The sequence below is a fragment of the Drancourtella sp. An12 genome, from assembly GCF_002160935.1.
Taxonomy (GTDB): Bacteria; Bacillota; Clostridia; order Lachnospirales; family Lachnospiraceae; genus Sellimonas; species Sellimonas catena.
On sequence record NZ_NFLO01000015.1, the window covers coordinates 50,704 to 67,824 of the forward strand.

Genomic DNA, 17,121 nt, shown 5'->3' on the forward strand with positions numbered 1-17,121 from the left:
GGGCATTATCATTTTAAACAGAATCCGTTTCCCTTACAGTTTCTGCACGAAACCGGAGCGCCCGCTATTTCCGTCTTACCTTTGTACCAAGCACTGCTGCAATAACAGCCAGTGATACGATCGCCGCAGTTCCCGCAGCTTCAACCGGAGCTTCATCACCGGTCTTTACTGCTTTTTTCTGTCCGTCTGCACCGTTATCTGTTTTTGTTGTATTGCCTGTGTTTGTCGTTCCGTCCGAAGCCCCCGGATCTTTCTTATCCTCTTCCGAACCGCCGGAACCTGTTCCCGTATCTTTTCCCGGGTCTGTGGTTTCTTCATCTTTGGACGTATCTTCCGGATCCTCCGGGTCTTTCGGCTCTTCCGTGCTGTTCACCGGAATTTCGCTTCCTGCTTCCGGTGCCGTAAGCTCCGGAATCGCTCTCAGCGCATCTTCTACAATACCAAGTCCCGCATAGTTGTCCACATAGACCTCATCCTGTGAATCGGAAACACGGATTCCATGTCCGCCATCTGTAACGGTGATATGAAGGATTCCGTTTTCATCAGTCCTGCCCATCTGGCCTTCGCCGCCGTCTACACGGTAACTGATCTCCTGATTTGCGAAGACGCTTCCATCTTCATTTACGATTTTCACGGAAGCGGTATAGTCTTTCGGCTGGTAAACGCTTCCTGTATAAGCGATCCTTCCTTTTGTTCCCTGATATCCGGACAGCGTGCCGTTATTCAGACTGTTCTCAACATAAGCCTCGATTGTCTCCAGCTCTCCTCCTGCTTCCGCGTATTTCGGAAGATCTGCAAGCATGGTATAATCGTTGCCGCCGCTCATAATGTAATTGTTTCCCGCCATAATAATCTGGGTCGTATCATCTGTCCGGTCAAGCGGAGTGCTCTGTCCGTCAAGGGTGATGGACACGACTCTGCTTCCCTGTTCCGCATCCGGATTAAATACGACCTGGAATCCGGAAATCTGTAAAAATCCTCCGGACACTGACTGCTGAAGCAGCATACCTGTCTCCGGATCCTGCCCGTCCAGACTGGAGCCGGACTGTTCCATCACCTCATACAAAATCTTCGGAGTGATTTTCTTCATATAGATCGTGTTGGAAAACGGGAATGTGGACACAAGGTCTCCCTTTGTGATATCTCCATTGGGAATCATCTCCCGGATTCCTCCGCCGTTTTCCACACCGACTACCGGCATCTGTTTTTCCTCTTCAGTTCCATTCTGCTGTACCATAGCTTTTGCCGCACCTGCGATGGCATCTGCCGCCAGATCTCCATAGTTGGTCTCTACAAATCTTGTCGGCGGTACATTTCCAATCCATCCTGCCCAGAGCGTGGTCGGTGTGGATCCGATCACTTCCTGAAGCGAATCATTCTGCTCACTGGTAATTTTCTCAAGCTCTGCGGCTACCTCTGCATCCGGCGTTACTTCCGCAAAGTCTTCTATTCCAAGCAGTTCCTCCGTCACGACCGGATCACTGTTCTCACTTACCGATACAGTCAGTTTTCCGACTGCACTCAGACCTGTTCCGGTCTGTACAATCTGGACGTCGTTGACCTCCTCGTTTTCCACGGTATGACTGTGTCCGTCAATGATCGCATCCAGCTTCCCCTGATACTCGCCTGTCATCCCGTTTGCCAGATCTTCCGACGTACAGTCCGCTCCACCGGTCTCATCTCCCATGTGGGCGACTGCAATCACAACATCCGCTCCTGCTTCTTCCAGATGCGCAATCTCTGTTTTTGCTGTTTCAATCTCGTCAGCAAAAGTCACTCCCTGGATTCCTTCCGGATTTGTCGCTGAAGCGGTCTCTGTTGTCGTCAGCCCGAAAAATCCGATCTTCTTTCCCTGTCTTTCAATGATCACATGACAGCCGTCTGTATCGTCCTGCTGTCCTGCAAGCAGCAGCTGATTATCTTTGTAAATATTCGCCGCCAGCACCGGGAATTCTGCCAGTGACACATTTTTAAGAAATGCGTCTGTTCCAAAATCAAACTCATGGTTTCCTGCCGCCATGACATCATAGCCCGCCAGATTCATCAGTTGGATCACATCGTTTCCCTGCGTCAGCGAGGCAAGCGGCAGTCCCTGCGTAGCGTCTCCGGCATCTACCAGAATCGCATTCTCATCCGCATTTTTCAGTCCAGCCACAAGCGGCAGCCCGATTACAGATTCCCCGTCACCCTGAAGATATCCATGGGTATCATTTGTATGATAAATCGTAATCTCTGTCGTCTCTTCCTCTGTCTGCGCAGTTTCTTCCGCTGAAACCGGAACAGCCTGGAAAGTCAGTCCGAGCGCCAGAACAGCCGCAAGAATACATTTTCTGTTTCTCATCTTCCACTCCTTATTGAATCGTCTCCCTGGTTCCGTTTCTATTATACCATTCCCTTTGCCCGGCCGAAACATTGTTTCTCCCATTTTTTGTGCCGTCCGGTCACATTGATTTTTCTTTGCCAACCATTCCGGGATATGATATGATGTGTGAAATGAAAGGAGCTTGTTATGAAACCAGAAATCTTATTCGAGGATCCGGAGATCCTCGTCTGTCATAAACCTGCCGGGACGGCTGTCCAGACTGCATCTTTTTCGTCCCAGGACATGGTCAGCCTTCTGAAAAATCATCTCATGCGGGAGGCAAGGAAAAGCGGGACTCCGTTGAAGGGAGCACCGTATCTTGCTGTCATCCATCGGCTTGACCAGCCTGTAGAAGGAATTCTCGTATTTGGGAAGACGAAAAAGGCGGCCGCCGCATTAAACACCCAGCTTACCGGGGATGGTTTCGGGAAATATTATGAGGCTGTCACGGAAGGTGCTCCGACTGAGTCTTCCGGAACTTTGACCGACTGGCTTGTCCGGGATGGACGCACGAATCTTTCTTCCGTCTGTTCACCGGATACGCCCGATGCCAAAAAGGCACTGCTGGACTATCAGGTTCTGGGCGAATTTACAAAGGATAGTCAGCGTTTCTGCCGGCTTTCGGTTCATCTGCACACCGGGCGCCACCACCAGATCCGCGTCCAGCTTGCCCATGCAGGGTGCCCGATTCTCGGAGACCGCAAATACAATCCGGACGGCATTCCTTCCCGCAGACTCCATCTCTGCGCCTGCCGGCTTGATTTTCTGCACCCGTCCACAAAAAAACCGCTTCACTTTGAAATCCGGCCCTTCTTTTCTGCGGAAGATCCGGGCAACCTCTTTTGATCTTTCCTGTGGCGAGGTCTTTTGATTTCCTCCATGGACCGGCAATCAAAAAGCCGGAAAAAGCATCCCTTTTCGGTATCTGCTTTTTCCGGCTTTCTTATCCTTTAAATTGTCCTTTACATAACCCTAAAACATTTTATTCCTGGTCTTCTCCGTCCTCTTCTGTCAAAGCCTGCTCATATTTCTCGAGGATGATGCTCTGGATACGGTTTCTTGTATCAGAATTGATTGGGTGAGCGATATCTCTGTACTCTCCGTCCAAAGCCTTTTTGCTAGGCATTGCGATGAACAGTCCTTTTTCCCCTTCGATAACTTTGATGTCGTGTACGACAAACTCTTCATCCATCGTTATTGACACAACTGCCTTTAATTTCCCCTCTTTTGCTACTTTTCTTACGCGCACATCTGTAATCTGCATATTACCTGCCCCTTTCTTAAGTACTATATATGCTCGCTAAAGCGCATATCTCTCATTCTTTTCGACAACAATTTTGATGCCGTTTTCCCCGACGTGCCTTGTGTTGGCACGGATTGTATCGCGGCTTTCCACGATACAGTTTTCAATGTATGTATTATCTCCAAGATAAACATCATTCATGATAATTGAATTTCTTACAACACAGTTGTTTCCGATGAATGCTTTCTTGAACAGGATCGAATTTTCCACGGTTCCGTTCACAATACATCCACTGGAGACAAGACTGTTCTTTACGTAGGATCCCGGATTGTATTTTGCCGGCGGAAGATCACTGACTTTGGAGTATACCGGCGGATACTCTTTGAAAAAGTAATTCCGCACTTCCGGCCTCAGGAAATCCATATTTGTCTGATAGTATGCTTCTGCTGTGGAAATATTGCTCCAGTAGCTGGAGATCTTATATCCGTAAATCTTTTTAAGATTCTTATAACGGATCAGGATATCGTTGACGAAATCGTAACGGTCCTCCTGTGCTGCATGTTCAATCAGATCGATCAGCTGTCTGCGGCGGATCACATAGATTCCAGTGGAAATGGTATTGGAATTTGCCACCATCGGTTTTTCCTCGAACTCCTGAATTCTCATGGAATCGTCCATCTTGATTGTTCCGAATCTCGTCGCATCTTCGCCCGGTGCGAGATCCTTGCATACTACTGTAATATCTGCTTTTTTCTTAATATGATATTCCAGAACTTCGTTGTAATCCAGTTTGTACACAGCATCACCGGATGTAATGATAACGTACGGCTCATGGCATTTTTTCAGGAAGTCGAGATTCTGATAAATCGCGTCTGCGGTTCCCCGGTACCAGCTGCCGTTTTCCAGTGTAATCGTCGGAGTAAAAACAAAAAGTCCTCCCTGTTTTCTACCGAAATCCCACCATTTGGATGAACTCAGGTGCTCATTTAAAGATCTCGCGTTGTACTGTGTCAATACTGCAACTTTCTGAATATGAGAATTGGTCATATTGCTGAGTGCGAAATCAATGCACCGGTAGCTTCCTGCCACCGGCATGGCTGCCACAGCCCGTTTATATGTCAGTTCACGCATTTTATGATTATTGCCGCCTGCCAGAATGATCCCTACTGCTCTCATACGCGTTCACCTGCCTTTATCAATGTCTCTCCGCTTTCCAGCACTCCGTTCGGATAGTCCTCCGCCTCTGTCACGCCGCTGATGGCAGTATTCTTGCCAATCTGAACATTGGACGGGATCACGGAATTCTCTCCGATCGTCACAAGCCCGAAGGAGTAGATCGCCGGCTTTTCCTTATTCGGCACATCACTTCCGATGCCCAGCGTCACATGATCTCCAATCCGGACATTCTCCGCAATGATCGACTTGTCAATCACGCCGTTTTCACCGATCACGGTGTCTTTCATAATAATAGAATCTCTGACAACCGTTCCTTTTCCGATCACAACCCCGGCACCGATCACGGAATTACGGACTTCTCCGTAAATCTCGGAACCATTGCTGATAATGCTGCGTTCCACAACCGCCTGATCGGAAATATACTGCGGCGGCAGGATCGAACTGTTCGTGTAAATCTTCCAGAATTCTTCATAAAGATTGAATTCCGGAATCAGATCTATCAGTTCCATGTTGGCTTCCCAGTAGGATCCAAGTGTTCCTACATCTTTCCAGTAACCATTGTACTCATACGCGAAAAGACGCTTGCCATTTTCATGGCAGTACGGAATCACGTGCTTTCCAAAGTCACAGGACGGCTCGTCTGACATTTTTACAAGCGCATCTTTGAGCACCGGCCAGCTGAAAATATAAATTCCCATGGACGCCAGATTGCTCCTCGGCTCCTTTGGTTTTTCCTGGAAATCATTGATGCGTCCTTCCTCATCCGCAACTACAATTCCAAACCGGCTTGCCTCCTCAAGCGGCACCGGCATGGCAGCGATGGTGACATCCGCATTGTGCTCTTTATGATAATCCAGCATTACTTCATAATCCATTTTGTAAATATGATCACCGGATAAAATAAGCACATAGTCCGGATTAAACGACTCCATATAATCCAGGTTCTGATAGATCGCATTTGCCGTTCCAGTATACCACTCGCTGTTCGTGCTTTTCTCATATGGCGGCAGAATCGTGACACCGCCCACATTGCGGTCCAGATCCCATGGGATTCCGATTCCAATATGAGAATTCAGACGAAGCGGCTGATACTGTGTCAGGACTCCGACTGTATCGATCCCCGAATTAATGCAGTTACTGAGCGGAAAATCGATAATCCTGTACTTGCCGCCGAACGCTACTGCAGGCTTCGCCACTTTGGCAGTCAAAACACCAAGCCTGCTTCCCTGTCCACCGGCCAGCAGCATTGCTATCATCTCTTTTTTTATCATGTCCTCACCCCTTGTCAGTAATTTAATGTCATTATTATAACACACTTTTTATAAATATCGAGTAAATTTTATATATTTTTGCCGTTTTCCTTCTATTTTTTATGCATTTTACATAATCTTAACCGCTTTTTATAGACACGGTGTTGTTTTTAAGGCAATTTTGTGTATTTTTTTCTCTCCTGCTCTATATATTACTATGCGGACAGGCTTTCTTTCAGAACTGCTTTTTCACATTTTTCAGGGTAAAATGTTCTGGCCTTGAAGCGTTGTATCTTTCATTTTGTTATGCTACAATGAACGGGAACAGCAGACCGGCAGGGATTTTCTCCCCGCCGGTATGTAAAATAAGCCAGAAACGGAAGTGTAAAATATGTACAAAATTAACTTTAACGAACCTGTTCATATTCATTTTATCGGCATCGGCGGTATCAGCATGAGCGGGCTTGCCGAAATCTTACTGGACGAACATTTTACCGTCAGCGGTTCTGATAATAAGGAGTCTTCTCTCACAGATCATCTGGTTTCGATGGGCGCGAAAGTTTTCATCGGTCAGAAGGCTTCCAATATAGAAGATACTGTACAGGTCGTCGTGTACACGGCGGCCATCCACGAAGATAATGAGGAATATCAGGAGGCGGTAAGACGCGGCCTTCCGATGCTCAGCCGGGCCGAGCTGCTTGGCCAGCTGATGACTAACTACAAAATTCCGGTCGCAGTAGCCGGAACCCACGGGAAGACGACGACGACTTCCATGCTTTCCCATATTCTTCTCGCCGGAGAGAAGGATCCCACGATCTCCGTAGGCGGAATTTTAAAGGCCATCCACGGCAATATCCGTGTCGGCGGCTCCGAGGTCTTTGTCACAGAAGCCTGTGAATATACAAACAGCTACCATCACTTCTTCCCGAAGATCAGTATCATCCTGAATATCGAGGAAGACCATATGGACTTCTTTAAAGATATTGACGACATCCGCAATTCTTTCCATACCTTTGCGAAGCTTCTTCCTGATGACGGCACTCTGATTATCAATGGAGAGATCAGCCATCTGGAAGAGATCCTGGAGGGACTTGACTGTAATGTCATCATCTACGATGTGCACAGGGAAAATGCGGATTTCAGCGCAAAAGAGATTACCCACGATGAGAAAGGCAATGTTTCTTTCCTTCTCCTTGTCAAAGGGCAGGAGGCAGGACGAATCCAGCTTTCCGTAAACGGACTTCACAATGTATCCAATGCATTGGCAGCCATCGCCGCGGCATCGCTTCTGGACGTCCCGATGGAGAAGATCCGGGAGGGACTTCTCTCCTTCGAAGGCACGGACCGTCGTTTCCAGTATAAAGGAGACGTGAACGGTTTCCACATTGTGGACGATTACGCGCACCATCCGACCGAGATCCGGGCTACTCTGGAGGCGGCAAAGTCTTACCCGCACAAGGAGACATGGTGCGTCTTCCAGCCTCACACCTACAGCCGGACAAAAGCCTTTTTCCATGAGTTCGCGGATGCACTTTCCCTTGCGGATCATATCATTCTTGCAGATATCTACGCGGCCCGCGAGACCGATACACTCGGCATGTCTTCCGGGCTTCTGGCGGACGAATTAAAGGCAAAAGGGTGCGATGTGCACTATTTTCCGGGCTTTGATGAGATCGAAACATTCATTTTGGAAAATTGTAAAAAAGACGACCTGTTGATAACTATGGGGGCCGGAGATGTTGTAAATATTGGGGAGAGTCTTCTCAAACGGTAGTTTTCCACAGAATCCACACTGTTTTATCCACAAAGTGTGGGAAAAATAATGCTTTTTCTCCCGGTCTTAAAGTGCTATAATACCTTTACTTTAGAAAGAAAGACAGAGGTTTCGAGGAATGGGTATGTTAAAAATCACAGATTGTACGGGACAACATTTTACGTGTGTTGATAATGCATTTATCGACTCCTACATGGCAAAGGCGAACGGGGAATACGTCAAAGTATATCTCCTTTTGCTGCGCCGTATGGAGAGCAGTTCTCCTTTTTCGGTTTCCGAATTTGCGGAGATTCTGGATAACACAGAGGGAGATATTATCCGCGCTTTGAAATACTGGGCGAAGAAAGGGCTTCTTACGATCGAGTACGGCCCGGACGGCGAGATGCGCGGACTTCAGATGGACGCACCGCAGAAATCGGATGCCGCGAAAAAGGCGGACGCTCCTTCTGCATCTGTGGACATACCTGTGCCGGACAGCCAGGTTGCCGCTCCGGCCTCTGTTCCGGAGGATACGCCTGTTCCTGCCGTGGACAGTCCTGTGGATTCCGCCCCTGCGACTCCTCCGATCGGTGATATCAGCGAATACAAGAGCCGCCGGGAATTCAAGCAGCTTCTGTTCATCGCCGAGCAGTACATCGGACGTACCCTGTCTCCTTCCGATGTGGAGACACTTACTTATTTCTATGACACCTTACAGTTCTCCGTGGAGCTGACCGAGTATCTGATCGAGTACTGCGTAGAGAACGGACACCGGAGCATGCACTACATCAAGTCCGTAGCTCTTGCCTGGGCGGATGCCGGTATCCGGACCGTATCAGAGGCAAGAAGATCCGCTTCCTTTTACAATAAGGACTGCACAGCGGTTCTGAAAGCATTCGGCATCACCGGGCGCATGGCCGCTCCGGTTGAGACAGAGCTTGTGAAGAAGTGGACCGGGCAGTACGGCTTTACCATTGATATTATTGTGGAGGCATGCAGCCGTACCGTTTCCGCCATCCACCAGCCAAGTTTTGAATACGCGGACAAGATCCTGACGAACTGGCACCAGAAAGGTGTACATCACCTTGCGGATATTGCGGCTATCGATGCCGCCTACATCAAGAAGCGTTCCGAGAAGTCTGCTTCCCAGCCGGCTCCGGCTTCCGGGAAAAAGACAAAGTTCAGTAATTTCGAGGAGCGCGACTACAATATGGACGACCTGGAGAGACAGCTTTTACAGAGCTGAGTAAAGGAGAAGTTTCATGGCACTGACGAATTCACAGTATGACGCCATTATGCGGATCTACGAGCAGAAGCATCTTCGGACGCACGACAGGCTGACCCGCCATTACAGTGAAATATATGAAAAGATTCCCCGGATCCGTGAGATTGACGAGGAGATCTCACACCTTGGTGTTGCAGGAGCCAGAGCGCTGATCGATGGCAATGCCGATGCGCCTGCCCGATTCCGGGAAAGGCTTCATGCCCTGAGGGATGAAAAGCAGGCACTGCTTGCCGGTTCCGGTTACCCTTCGGACTATCTGGAACCTTCCTATGAATGTCCGGACTGTCAGGACACAGGATATCTTGACGGCCGGAAATGCCGTTGTTTCCAGAAGGCGGAGATTGACCTGCTCTACACCCAGTCCAACCTGCAGGATATTTTAGAGAGTGAAAATTTTTCTTATTTCCGGATGGATTACTATTCTTCGGATTTTATTGATCCGGTGAGCGGCAAAAGTTCGCTGGATATGGCAAAAGAGGCGCTTCATGTGTGCCGATCCTTTGTGGACAGCTTTGGAAGCAAGTTCCAGAATCTTCTGATCTACGGAAATACCGGAGTCGGAAAGACCTTTCTGACCCACTGTATTGCCAGAGAGCTGATGGATCATATTCACTCGGTGATTTACGTGACGTCCTCGCAGCTCTTTGATATTCTGGGAAGCAGAGAGTTTGACACAGACCCGGAGAAGCGCCAGGCCGGCGCCCTGCTGGACGAGTGCGAGCTTCTGATTATCGATGACCTTGGGACGGAGCTTACCAATTCCTTTACGGTCTCCCAGCTGTTTATCTGCCTGAATGACCGGATTTTGCAGAAGAAATCTACTATTATCTCTACCAATTTGTCATTAAATGAGATAAAATCAATATATAGCGAAAGAACGTTTTCCCGCATCAGCAGTAACTACCGCCTGCTCAAACTTGCGGGTGACGATATCAGAATCAAAAAGAAACTAATGAAATAGGAGGCAAAGCAATGCTGCACCGTACAGAACGAAATCTGGAAAATATCCCTGTAGGAGCCCTTGGCATTATCGCCCTGACGGGCTGTGAGGAGATGGGCCAGAAAGTCAATGACTATATTGTCAAATGGCGAAAAGAAGATGGACATGTCTTCAAAGACGACGTTGTTTTTACCGGATATGAAAAAGACAATTATCTGATCCACGCCGCTACACCGCGTTTCGGATCAGGAGAAGCAAAAGGCGTACTCAGCGAATCCATCCGTGGAAAGGATATCTATCTGATGGTGGATGTCTGCAACTACAGCCTGACCTATTCCCTGAACGGTCAGATCAACCACATGTCCCCGGACGACCACTTTCAGAATCTGAAGCGTATCATCGCCGCGATCGGAGGGAAGGCGCGCCGTGTCAATGTCATCATGCCGTTCCTCTACGAGAGCCGCCAGCACAAGCGCAGCAGCCGTGAGTCTCTGGACTGTGCGCTGGCTCTTCAGGAGCTTGTAAAAATGGGTGTGGACAATATCATTACCTTTGACGCCCACGATCCACGGGTACAGAACGCGATTCCGCTGAGCGGATTTGAAACTGTCCGTCCGACTTATCAGTTTGTAAAGGGACTTTTAAGAACTGTAAAAGATTTGAAGATCGACAGTGATCACATGATGGCAATCAGCCCGGACGAAGGTGCGACCGGACGTGCAATCTATCTTGCCAATGTCCTTGGCCTGAATATGGGTATGTTCTATAAACGCCGTGATTACACAAGAATCGTTGACGGCCGCAATCCGATTGTTGCCCACGAGTTCCTCGGTGATTCCGTAGAGGGCAAGGATGTGATCATTCTTGACGATATGATCTCCTCCGGAGACAGTATGATCGATGTCGCAAAACAGCTGAAAGAAAGAAAGGCAAACCGGATCTTTGCCGCTGCAACATTCGGTCTGTTCACAAATGGTCTTGAGAAATTCGACAAGGCATACGAGGAAGGCATCATCAACAATATCCTCACAACTAACCTGATTTATCAGACACCGGAGCTTTTAAGCCGTCCGTACTATATCAACTGCGACATGAGCAAGTACATCGCTCTTCTGATCGATACACTGAATCATGACGGTTCTATCAGCAGTATCTTAAGTCCGAGCGAGCGTATCCAGCATGTAGTAAACAAATACCGCAACGGAGAGGAGATTTAATCCCATCCGTCACGGTATGCAAGATGCATATGATCAAGTGCTTCTTTTTCCCTGTTCTGACAGGTGAAGAGGAGCACTTGTTTTTTCTGTCCGGCCAGCCACCGGAGTGCCGCTTCCATTCGTTTATCATCGTAATACGCAAAGGTGTCGTCGAGAATGATCGGGAGTGGTTCTTCGTAAAGAATTTCAGATGCCGCCATCCTTACCGCAAAGTAGATCTGCTCAATCGTTCCCCGGCTCATCATGTGAATCGGAATCTTACGGATGCCGTCAAAAATGCTGATTTCCAGCCCTTCTTCGATAAAGATCCTGGTATAGCGTCCGTCCGTAAGCTCTCCCAGAATTTCAGCTGCCCGCTTTGCAAGGCGGTTTCCTGTTTCTTTTCTTACATCTCCGGATACCTCCTGCATTCTTTCGGCCGCGAGTTCCAGTGCCGCTTTTTTCTGTTCCAGGTTCTTCTCCTCTTCGGAAACAGTACATGCCTCGGAAATCATTTCCTGCAGGTTCTCATATTCCACCTGTCTGTCTCTTCGGTCCGATCTCAGCTTCTCCCTGTTCCATTTCAGCTTGTCAATTCTTCTTCTGACAGCCTGTTCTTCCTCTGTCTGCTCTCTCTCCGGCTCCGGCCGCATTACCCAAAGTTCGGCCAGAAGCCCTGCCGCTGCCCAGATCACAGCTGTAAAATAACGGATGGAGGATGGAAGAAGTATCATCAGGAGAATCAGCACTGCAAACCAGACCGCCGCTCCTTTCAGCGGGAACTTCTTCTTTTTCTGTTCACCCCGCGCCTGCTCATACGTATCCAGGAGCCGCTTCCCTCTCCGGATCTCTTCTTCGCCTGCTGCCGCTTCCCGTTGAATACGGTCCAGATCTTTTGCGATATATTCGGCCGCACGTTCCGCCTCTTCCCGTTTCTGAAGCCGTTTCCGGGCTTCCTCGCGCAGAAGAATGCTTATCTCCTTTTTTCGCTTCTGAAGTCCTGCAAGGGCCGCCTCCAGATCCATATTTCCCGCACCCGATGCATAATAGTTGGCCGCATAATTTTTCAGAGCAGAGGAAAGCTCTTCTCCAGGCCTGACCTTCAGCTGTCCGACTGCCACTGTATTTTCAAACCCGGCAGCATCCAGATCCAGCAGCAGCGCCTGAAGATCCCCGCTCTCTTCGGAAAGTTCCTCTCCATCATCCAGACAGAAAAGCCTTGTCTTCTTTCCCTTTCTGGCAAAATCCCTTTCCAGCTGGAAATGCCGTCCTCCGCTCTCAAACCGGACCATTCCGCAGTACTGAGTCGGATTCCTCCACGGCTCATACTGGTGGAACTCATCCTTTGCCGCGCCTCTTCCGCGTCCTCTTTCCACATCAAAGAGCATACTTTTAATAAACGCATAGACCGTCGATTTCCCCGCCTCATTTTCTGCGCTGAACAGATTGATCCCGTCGGAAAGTTCAATCGTTCTGTTATGGAATTTTCCGAAACTCCAAAGTTCCAGTCGCTCTAACTTCATCTCTTCTTGTATCCCCTTTTTCTCTCTTTTGTGTATCGGTTACTCTTTTCTCGTCTCCAGAATCGCCTGTACACCCTCGTACAGCGCCATCTGCTCTACTTCGCCGCGGCTTTCCTCTTCCTGTTCAAGAAAACTCTGGATAAATCTTCCAAGGAGGTTCTGGCCGTTGGAAGCGCACAGCTTTTCATAGTCATAAGCCGGGGTTGTCATATCCCGGATGTCAACGACACCTCCGCCCGCATCCATATTTACGGTATCAAAACGGATATCCGGGTCCCGGAGTCCTTTCAGTGTAAAGCGGTACATATTTTCCACGCCGTTTTCCTCGATCTTCTCCCGGAGGGTATCCAGAAGGAGACGGCCTGTCATGTTCTCGTCCACCGGAATATCCAGATGGATGTACTCCCGCTTTGCCGCAGGAACAAACTCTGTCTCGACTACGCCATTCTCCGCGGTTCCTATCACATACCCGTGTTTTCCGGTGTCATTCGGGTCTGTCGGCTCCGGAGAACCGCTGTACCGGCATTTTCCCGTTATTTCCGGATCCGGTTTGTGAATGTGGCCAAGAGCCGTATAATCATAACCGAGCAGATCCACCTCTGCCCTCTTAAACGAAAGATGTTTCTCGTCTCCTCCGTGAAGGAGAAGAATCTCGTTTTCCATGCTCCGGACACACTTCCACTCTACCCTGATTCCGCCCTGCAATTCTCTGTCCAGGTAACTGAATCCGGATACCGCGGTCCGAAATTCCGGGAACTCGACTTTCAGAAGGCGTCCTTCCAGAAGCGGAACGACATTGCCCGCCCACTTGAAATTCCGGTACATGGAATTGGGTTTTAAGTAATCATGATTTCCGGCCGTAAATACGACTTTTGTATGAGACAGTCCCGCAAACATGGCGTTGAGCTCTTTCAGTTCCCGTAAAAGCGGCTGTCTGTGGAACACATCCCCCGAAATCAGAAGCAGGTCAATCTGCTCGTCCTCACACCGGTCAAGAATGCTTTTGAAGGTCTCCCAGATCTCTTCCGGGCGTCTCTTCGTATATTCCGGTCCCGCATCAGGCCTCACTCCGAGATGCAGGTCCGATGTATGTATGAATTTCATCCTGAAGTTCCCCTTTCTCTTTCTTTGGAAGGACTACGATAAACCGGGTCTCATGATCATCGCTCTGGGCAGAGATTCTGCCGCCGTGAAGTTCCACGATCTCTTTTGCGATGGCAAGACCGAGCCCCGCTCCTCCGGTTTCACTGGACCTGGAATCGTCCGCCCGGAAGAATTTCTCAAAAATATGCTGCAGCTTGTCATTGGAAATTTTCGGTCCTTCGTTGACAAAGACAATCAGCGCGTTACTCTCATCCTGTGAAACATGGATCCGGATCGTCGAATCCTTCCTGCAGTAGGCAATGGCGTTCCGCATGAGATTGTCAAATACTCTGGCAAGCTTGTCCGGGTCGGCCCGGACAACGATATCGTCATCCGCCTCCACCTCACATTTTAAGTTCTTGCCCTGAAGGACCGCGTACATCTCATCTGCAATCTGCTCCAGCATTCTGCTTAAATTCAGTTCTGTCTTTTCCAGAACAATGTCCTGTGCATTAAATTTCGTGATCTCAAAAAACTCTTCGATCAGTTTCCCGAGTCGGATTGCCTTCTCAAGGGAAATCCCCGTGTACTTGATCCTCTCCTCCTCCGGAAGATCCGGATGGGATTCCAGCATACTCAAATACGCCACAATGGATGTCAGCGGCGTTTTGAGGTCATGCGCCAGAAAGACGACCAGATCATTCTTTCTCTGTTCACTTTCCTGCACCTCACGCTCCTGCCGCTCCAGCGTATACTTGATATTGTTCAGCTTTGTCTCGATCGGCTCCAGTTCCGGAATCAGATGGATCGGCTCCTGGGAACGGGAGACGAGTTTCCCGATCTCTTTTTCAACGTCTTCCAGATACGTAATCATTTTTGACAGCGCAATATAGAAAAAAAGCGCAAACAGTGCCAAAAACCCGATCATCATGAAGAACGTCTTATTGTTTCCAAGAATCTGCCAGTACAATGCGATGGCATGCTGCTCTTCTACATGAAAGAATTTCAGGAAGCCGATGAAAATCTCGGATACGTCATCGTTGTAGACCCCATCGATGATGTATTCCAGCAGAAATCCACCGACCAGAACTGTAAGCGCGGTGATCAATACTGTCTGCAGAAGCAGGCTGATCTTCAGTTTCCTGTATTTACTTTTCTTAAATTTTTTCAATCTACTCTTCAACCTTGTATCCCACTCCCCAGACCGTCTTGATGAAATCTGATTTTCCCATAGGACCGCTCATCTTCTCCCGAAGATGTCTGATATGTACCATGACGGTATTGTTGCTGTTCTTATAGTACTTCTCGTGCCACACGTTTTCAAAGAGCTCTTCCGAACTGATGACCTTTCCTCTGTTCTCACAGAGCAGCCACAGAATGTCAAACTCGATCGGAGTCAGTGTCAGATTTTTTTCATTGAAGACACACTCGTGGGAATTGCGGTCCAGAAACAGACCGCCAAAATCAATGACATCGCTCTCCGCCCTGCCGCCGTCATTGTACTTCGTGTAGCGGCGGATCTGTGCCTTTACTCTGGCAACCAGCTCCAGCGGGTTAAACGGCTTTGCGATGTAATCGTCCGCTCCGAGTGTCAGTCCGGTAATCTTGTCGATATACTCGGTCTTTGCCGTCAGCATGATCACCGGGAAATTGTACTTCTCCCTGATCTTTTTCAGAATCGTAAATCCATCGATATCCGGCAGCATGACGTCCAGAAGCGCCAGATCAATCTTCGTGGTTTCTATACAGGCAAGGGCCTCCTCGCCCGTATAGAATTTCAACACCTCATACTGGTCATTTTTCAAATACAGCTCAATAACATCCGCTATCTCCCTCTCATCATCCACAACCAGAATATGATTCATGATTTCTCCCCTTTTCTGAATTTTATCTACAGTTCACAGTTGTTGACCGTTCTTGGGAACGGCAGTACGTCACGGATATTGGACATTCCGGTCAGGTACATGATGCACCGTTCAAATCCGAGTCCGTAGCCTGCGTGACGGGTGGATCCGTATTTTCTCAGATCCAGATAGAATCCGTATTCATCCAGATCCATGCCGAGTTCCTCCATTCTGCTGCGGAGTTTCCCGTAGTCGTCCTCCCTCTGGCTTCCTCCGATGATTTCACCGATTCCCGGCACAAGGCAGTCCATGGCGGCAACGGTCTTTCCATCGTCGTTCTGCTTCATATAGAATGCTTTGATTTCCTTCGGATAGTCGGTTACAAATACCGGTTTCTTATAAATTTCTTCGGTCAGGTATCTCTCATGCTCGGTCTGAAGATCACATCCCCATGATACCTTATACTCGAAGTTGTCGTTGTTTTTCTCCAGAATCTCAATCGCTTCTGTATATGTCACTCTTGCGAATTCGGATTCGACCACATTTGTCAGACGGTCCAGAAGTCCTTTGTCAATAAAGGAGTTGAAAAACTTCATCTCTTCCGGTGCGTTTTCCATCACGTAGCGGATCACATATTTTAACATTGCTTCTGCAAGATCCATATCGTCTTCCAGATCCGCAAATGCGATCTCCGGCTCGATCATCCAGAACTCTGCCGCATGGCGGGTCGTGTTGGAATTCTCCGCACGGAATGTCGGTCCGAATGTATAGACATCACGGAAGGACTGTGCAAATGTCTCTGCGTTGAGCTGTCCGCTTACCGTCAGGCTTGTGTGTTTGTTGAAGAAATCCTTGCTGTAATCGATGCTTCCATCTTCCAGTTTCGGCGGATTCTGAAGATCCATTGTCGTTACCTGGAACATCTCTCCTGCACCCTCACAGTCGCTTCCGGTGATCAGCGGAGTGTGCACATACACGAATCCTCTCTCCTGGAAGAACTGGTGAATCGCGTAGGCTGCAAGAGAACGTACGCGGAACACTGCCTGGAACGTATTTGTTCTTGGGCGCAGATGTGTCATTGTTCTTAAAAATTCCAGTGTGTGGCGCTTCTTCTGAAGCGGGTAGTCCGGAGCGGAAGCTCCTTCTACCGTAATCTCTTCTGCCTGAATCTCAAACGGCTGCTTTGCCTGCGGCGTCGCAACGAGAGTTCCCTTTACTACAATGGCTGCCCCTACGTTTAATCTGGAGATCTCTTTGAAGTTCTCCATCGTATCGTGGTATACCACCTGAATCGGCTCAAAGAAAGAGCCGTCATTTACTACAATAAAACCAAACGCCTTGGAATCCCGGATGCTTCTTACCCATCCTCCGATGGATACCTCCTTGTCCAGGTACGAATCTGTTTTCCTGTATAATTCTTTTACTGTTACTAATTCCATCTTTATTATCCTCCAGTCTCTTTTCGA

14 protein-coding genes are annotated in these 17,121 nt (G+C 48.7%); 5 read left to right on the top strand and 9 right to left on the bottom strand.

The annotated features are described in order from the left end of the window. Positions 1-64 precede the first annotated feature (64 nt). Positions 65-2,341 carry a bifunctional UDP-sugar hydrolase/5'-nucleotidase gene (locus B5E64_RS12715; RefSeq protein WP_087168842.1) on the bottom strand — a complete coding sequence of 759 codons (2,277 nt, stop codon included), beginning with the start codon at positions 2,339-2,341 and terminating at the stop codon, positions 65-67. Positions 2,342-2,509: 168 nt separating this feature from the next. On the opposite strand from B5E64_RS12715, the gene B5E64_RS12720 reads away from it, so the two are divergent. Further along, entirely contained in the window at positions 2,510-3,208 is a 699-nt protein-coding gene (locus tag B5E64_RS12720; RefSeq protein WP_087168843.1) for an RNA pseudouridine synthase, read from the top strand. A 136-nt stretch (positions 3,209-3,344) separates the two neighbouring features. On the opposite strand, the gene spoVG is transcribed toward B5E64_RS12720, so the two are convergent. Genes spoVG through B5E64_RS12735 form a run of 3 tightly spaced genes read right to left on the bottom strand, consistent with a single transcriptional unit; the run spans position 3,345 to position 6,052 of the window. Then, positions 3,345-3,626 (bottom strand): septation regulator SpoVG, encoded by a 282-nt coding sequence (spoVG, locus tag B5E64_RS12725; protein ID WP_087168844.1) that lies wholly within the window; start codon positions 3,624-3,626, stop codon positions 3,345-3,347. A 36-nt stretch (positions 3,627-3,662) separates the two neighbouring features. Continuing rightward, complete coding sequence (gene glgD / locus B5E64_RS12730; protein WP_087168845.1) at positions 3,663-4,781, bottom strand: glucose-1-phosphate adenylyltransferase subunit GlgD; 1,119 nt, start codon at positions 4,779-4,781, stop codon at positions 3,663-3,665. After that, entirely contained in the window at positions 4,778-6,052 is a 1,275-nt protein-coding gene (locus B5E64_RS12735) for a glucose-1-phosphate adenylyltransferase (protein WP_087168846.1), read from the bottom strand. Before B5E64_RS12735 ends, glgD begins: the two co-directional genes overlap by 4 nt. Positions 6,053-6,422: 370 nt before the next feature. On the opposite strand from B5E64_RS12735, the gene murC reads away from it, so the two are divergent. From murC to B5E64_RS12755, 4 genes are all read left to right on the top strand, one after another. Further along, positions 6,423-7,805: a UDP-N-acetylmuramate--L-alanine ligase gene (murC, locus tag B5E64_RS12740; protein WP_087168847.1), complete on the top strand. Its 1,383-nt coding sequence runs from the start codon at positions 6,423-6,425 to the stop codon at positions 7,803-7,805. Positions 7,806-7,929: 124 nt separating this feature from the next. Continuing rightward, positions 7,930-9,030 (top strand): DnaD domain protein, encoded by a 1,101-nt coding sequence (locus tag B5E64_RS12745; protein ID WP_343284067.1) that lies wholly within the window; start codon positions 7,930-7,932, stop codon positions 9,028-9,030. Between the two features lie 16 nt (positions 9,031-9,046). Further along, on the top strand, positions 9,047-10,030 hold the full coding sequence (locus tag B5E64_RS12750) for an ATP-binding protein (protein WP_087168849.1): 984 nt from the start codon (positions 9,047-9,049) through the stop codon (positions 10,028-10,030). A gap of 11 nt (positions 10,031-10,041) precedes the next feature. After that, entirely contained in the window at positions 10,042-11,226 is a 1,185-nt protein-coding gene (locus tag B5E64_RS12755) for a ribose-phosphate pyrophosphokinase (RefSeq protein ID WP_087168850.1), read from the top strand. Here B5E64_RS12755 and B5E64_RS12760 read toward each other — a convergent pair. Genes B5E64_RS12760 through asnS form a run of 5 tightly spaced genes read right to left on the bottom strand, consistent with a single transcriptional unit; the run spans position 11,223 to position 17,094 of the window. Beyond that, entirely contained in the window at positions 11,223-12,728 is a 1,506-nt protein-coding gene (locus B5E64_RS12760; RefSeq protein WP_087168851.1) for an AAA family ATPase, read from the bottom strand. The genes B5E64_RS12755 and B5E64_RS12760 overlap by 4 nt on opposite strands. 39 nt (positions 12,729-12,767) lie before the next feature. Then, positions 12,768-13,832 carry a DNA repair exonuclease gene (locus B5E64_RS12765; RefSeq protein ID WP_087168852.1) on the bottom strand — a complete coding sequence of 355 codons (1,065 nt, stop codon included), beginning with the start codon at positions 13,830-13,832 and terminating at the stop codon, positions 12,768-12,770. Further along, the gene (locus B5E64_RS12770) at positions 13,786-14,982 is read right to left on the bottom strand and encodes a HAMP domain-containing sensor histidine kinase (protein ID WP_087168853.1); all 1,197 of its coding nucleotides are present in this window, start codon (positions 14,980-14,982) and stop codon (positions 13,786-13,788) included. Before B5E64_RS12770 ends, B5E64_RS12765 begins: the two co-directional genes overlap by 47 nt. Position 14,983: 1 nt before the next feature. After that, a complete protein-coding gene (gene vanR, locus B5E64_RS12775) occupies positions 14,984-15,679 on the bottom strand; it encodes a VanR-ABDEGLN family response regulator transcription factor (protein WP_343215511.1) in 696 nt (231 codons plus the stop codon). A 23-nt stretch (positions 15,680-15,702) separates the two neighbouring features. After that, positions 15,703-17,094 carry an asparagine--tRNA ligase gene (gene asnS, locus B5E64_RS12780; RefSeq protein ID WP_087168855.1) on the bottom strand — a complete coding sequence of 464 codons (1,392 nt, stop codon included), beginning with the start codon at positions 17,092-17,094 and terminating at the stop codon, positions 15,703-15,705. Between the last annotated feature and the right edge of the window lie 27 nt (positions 17,095-17,121).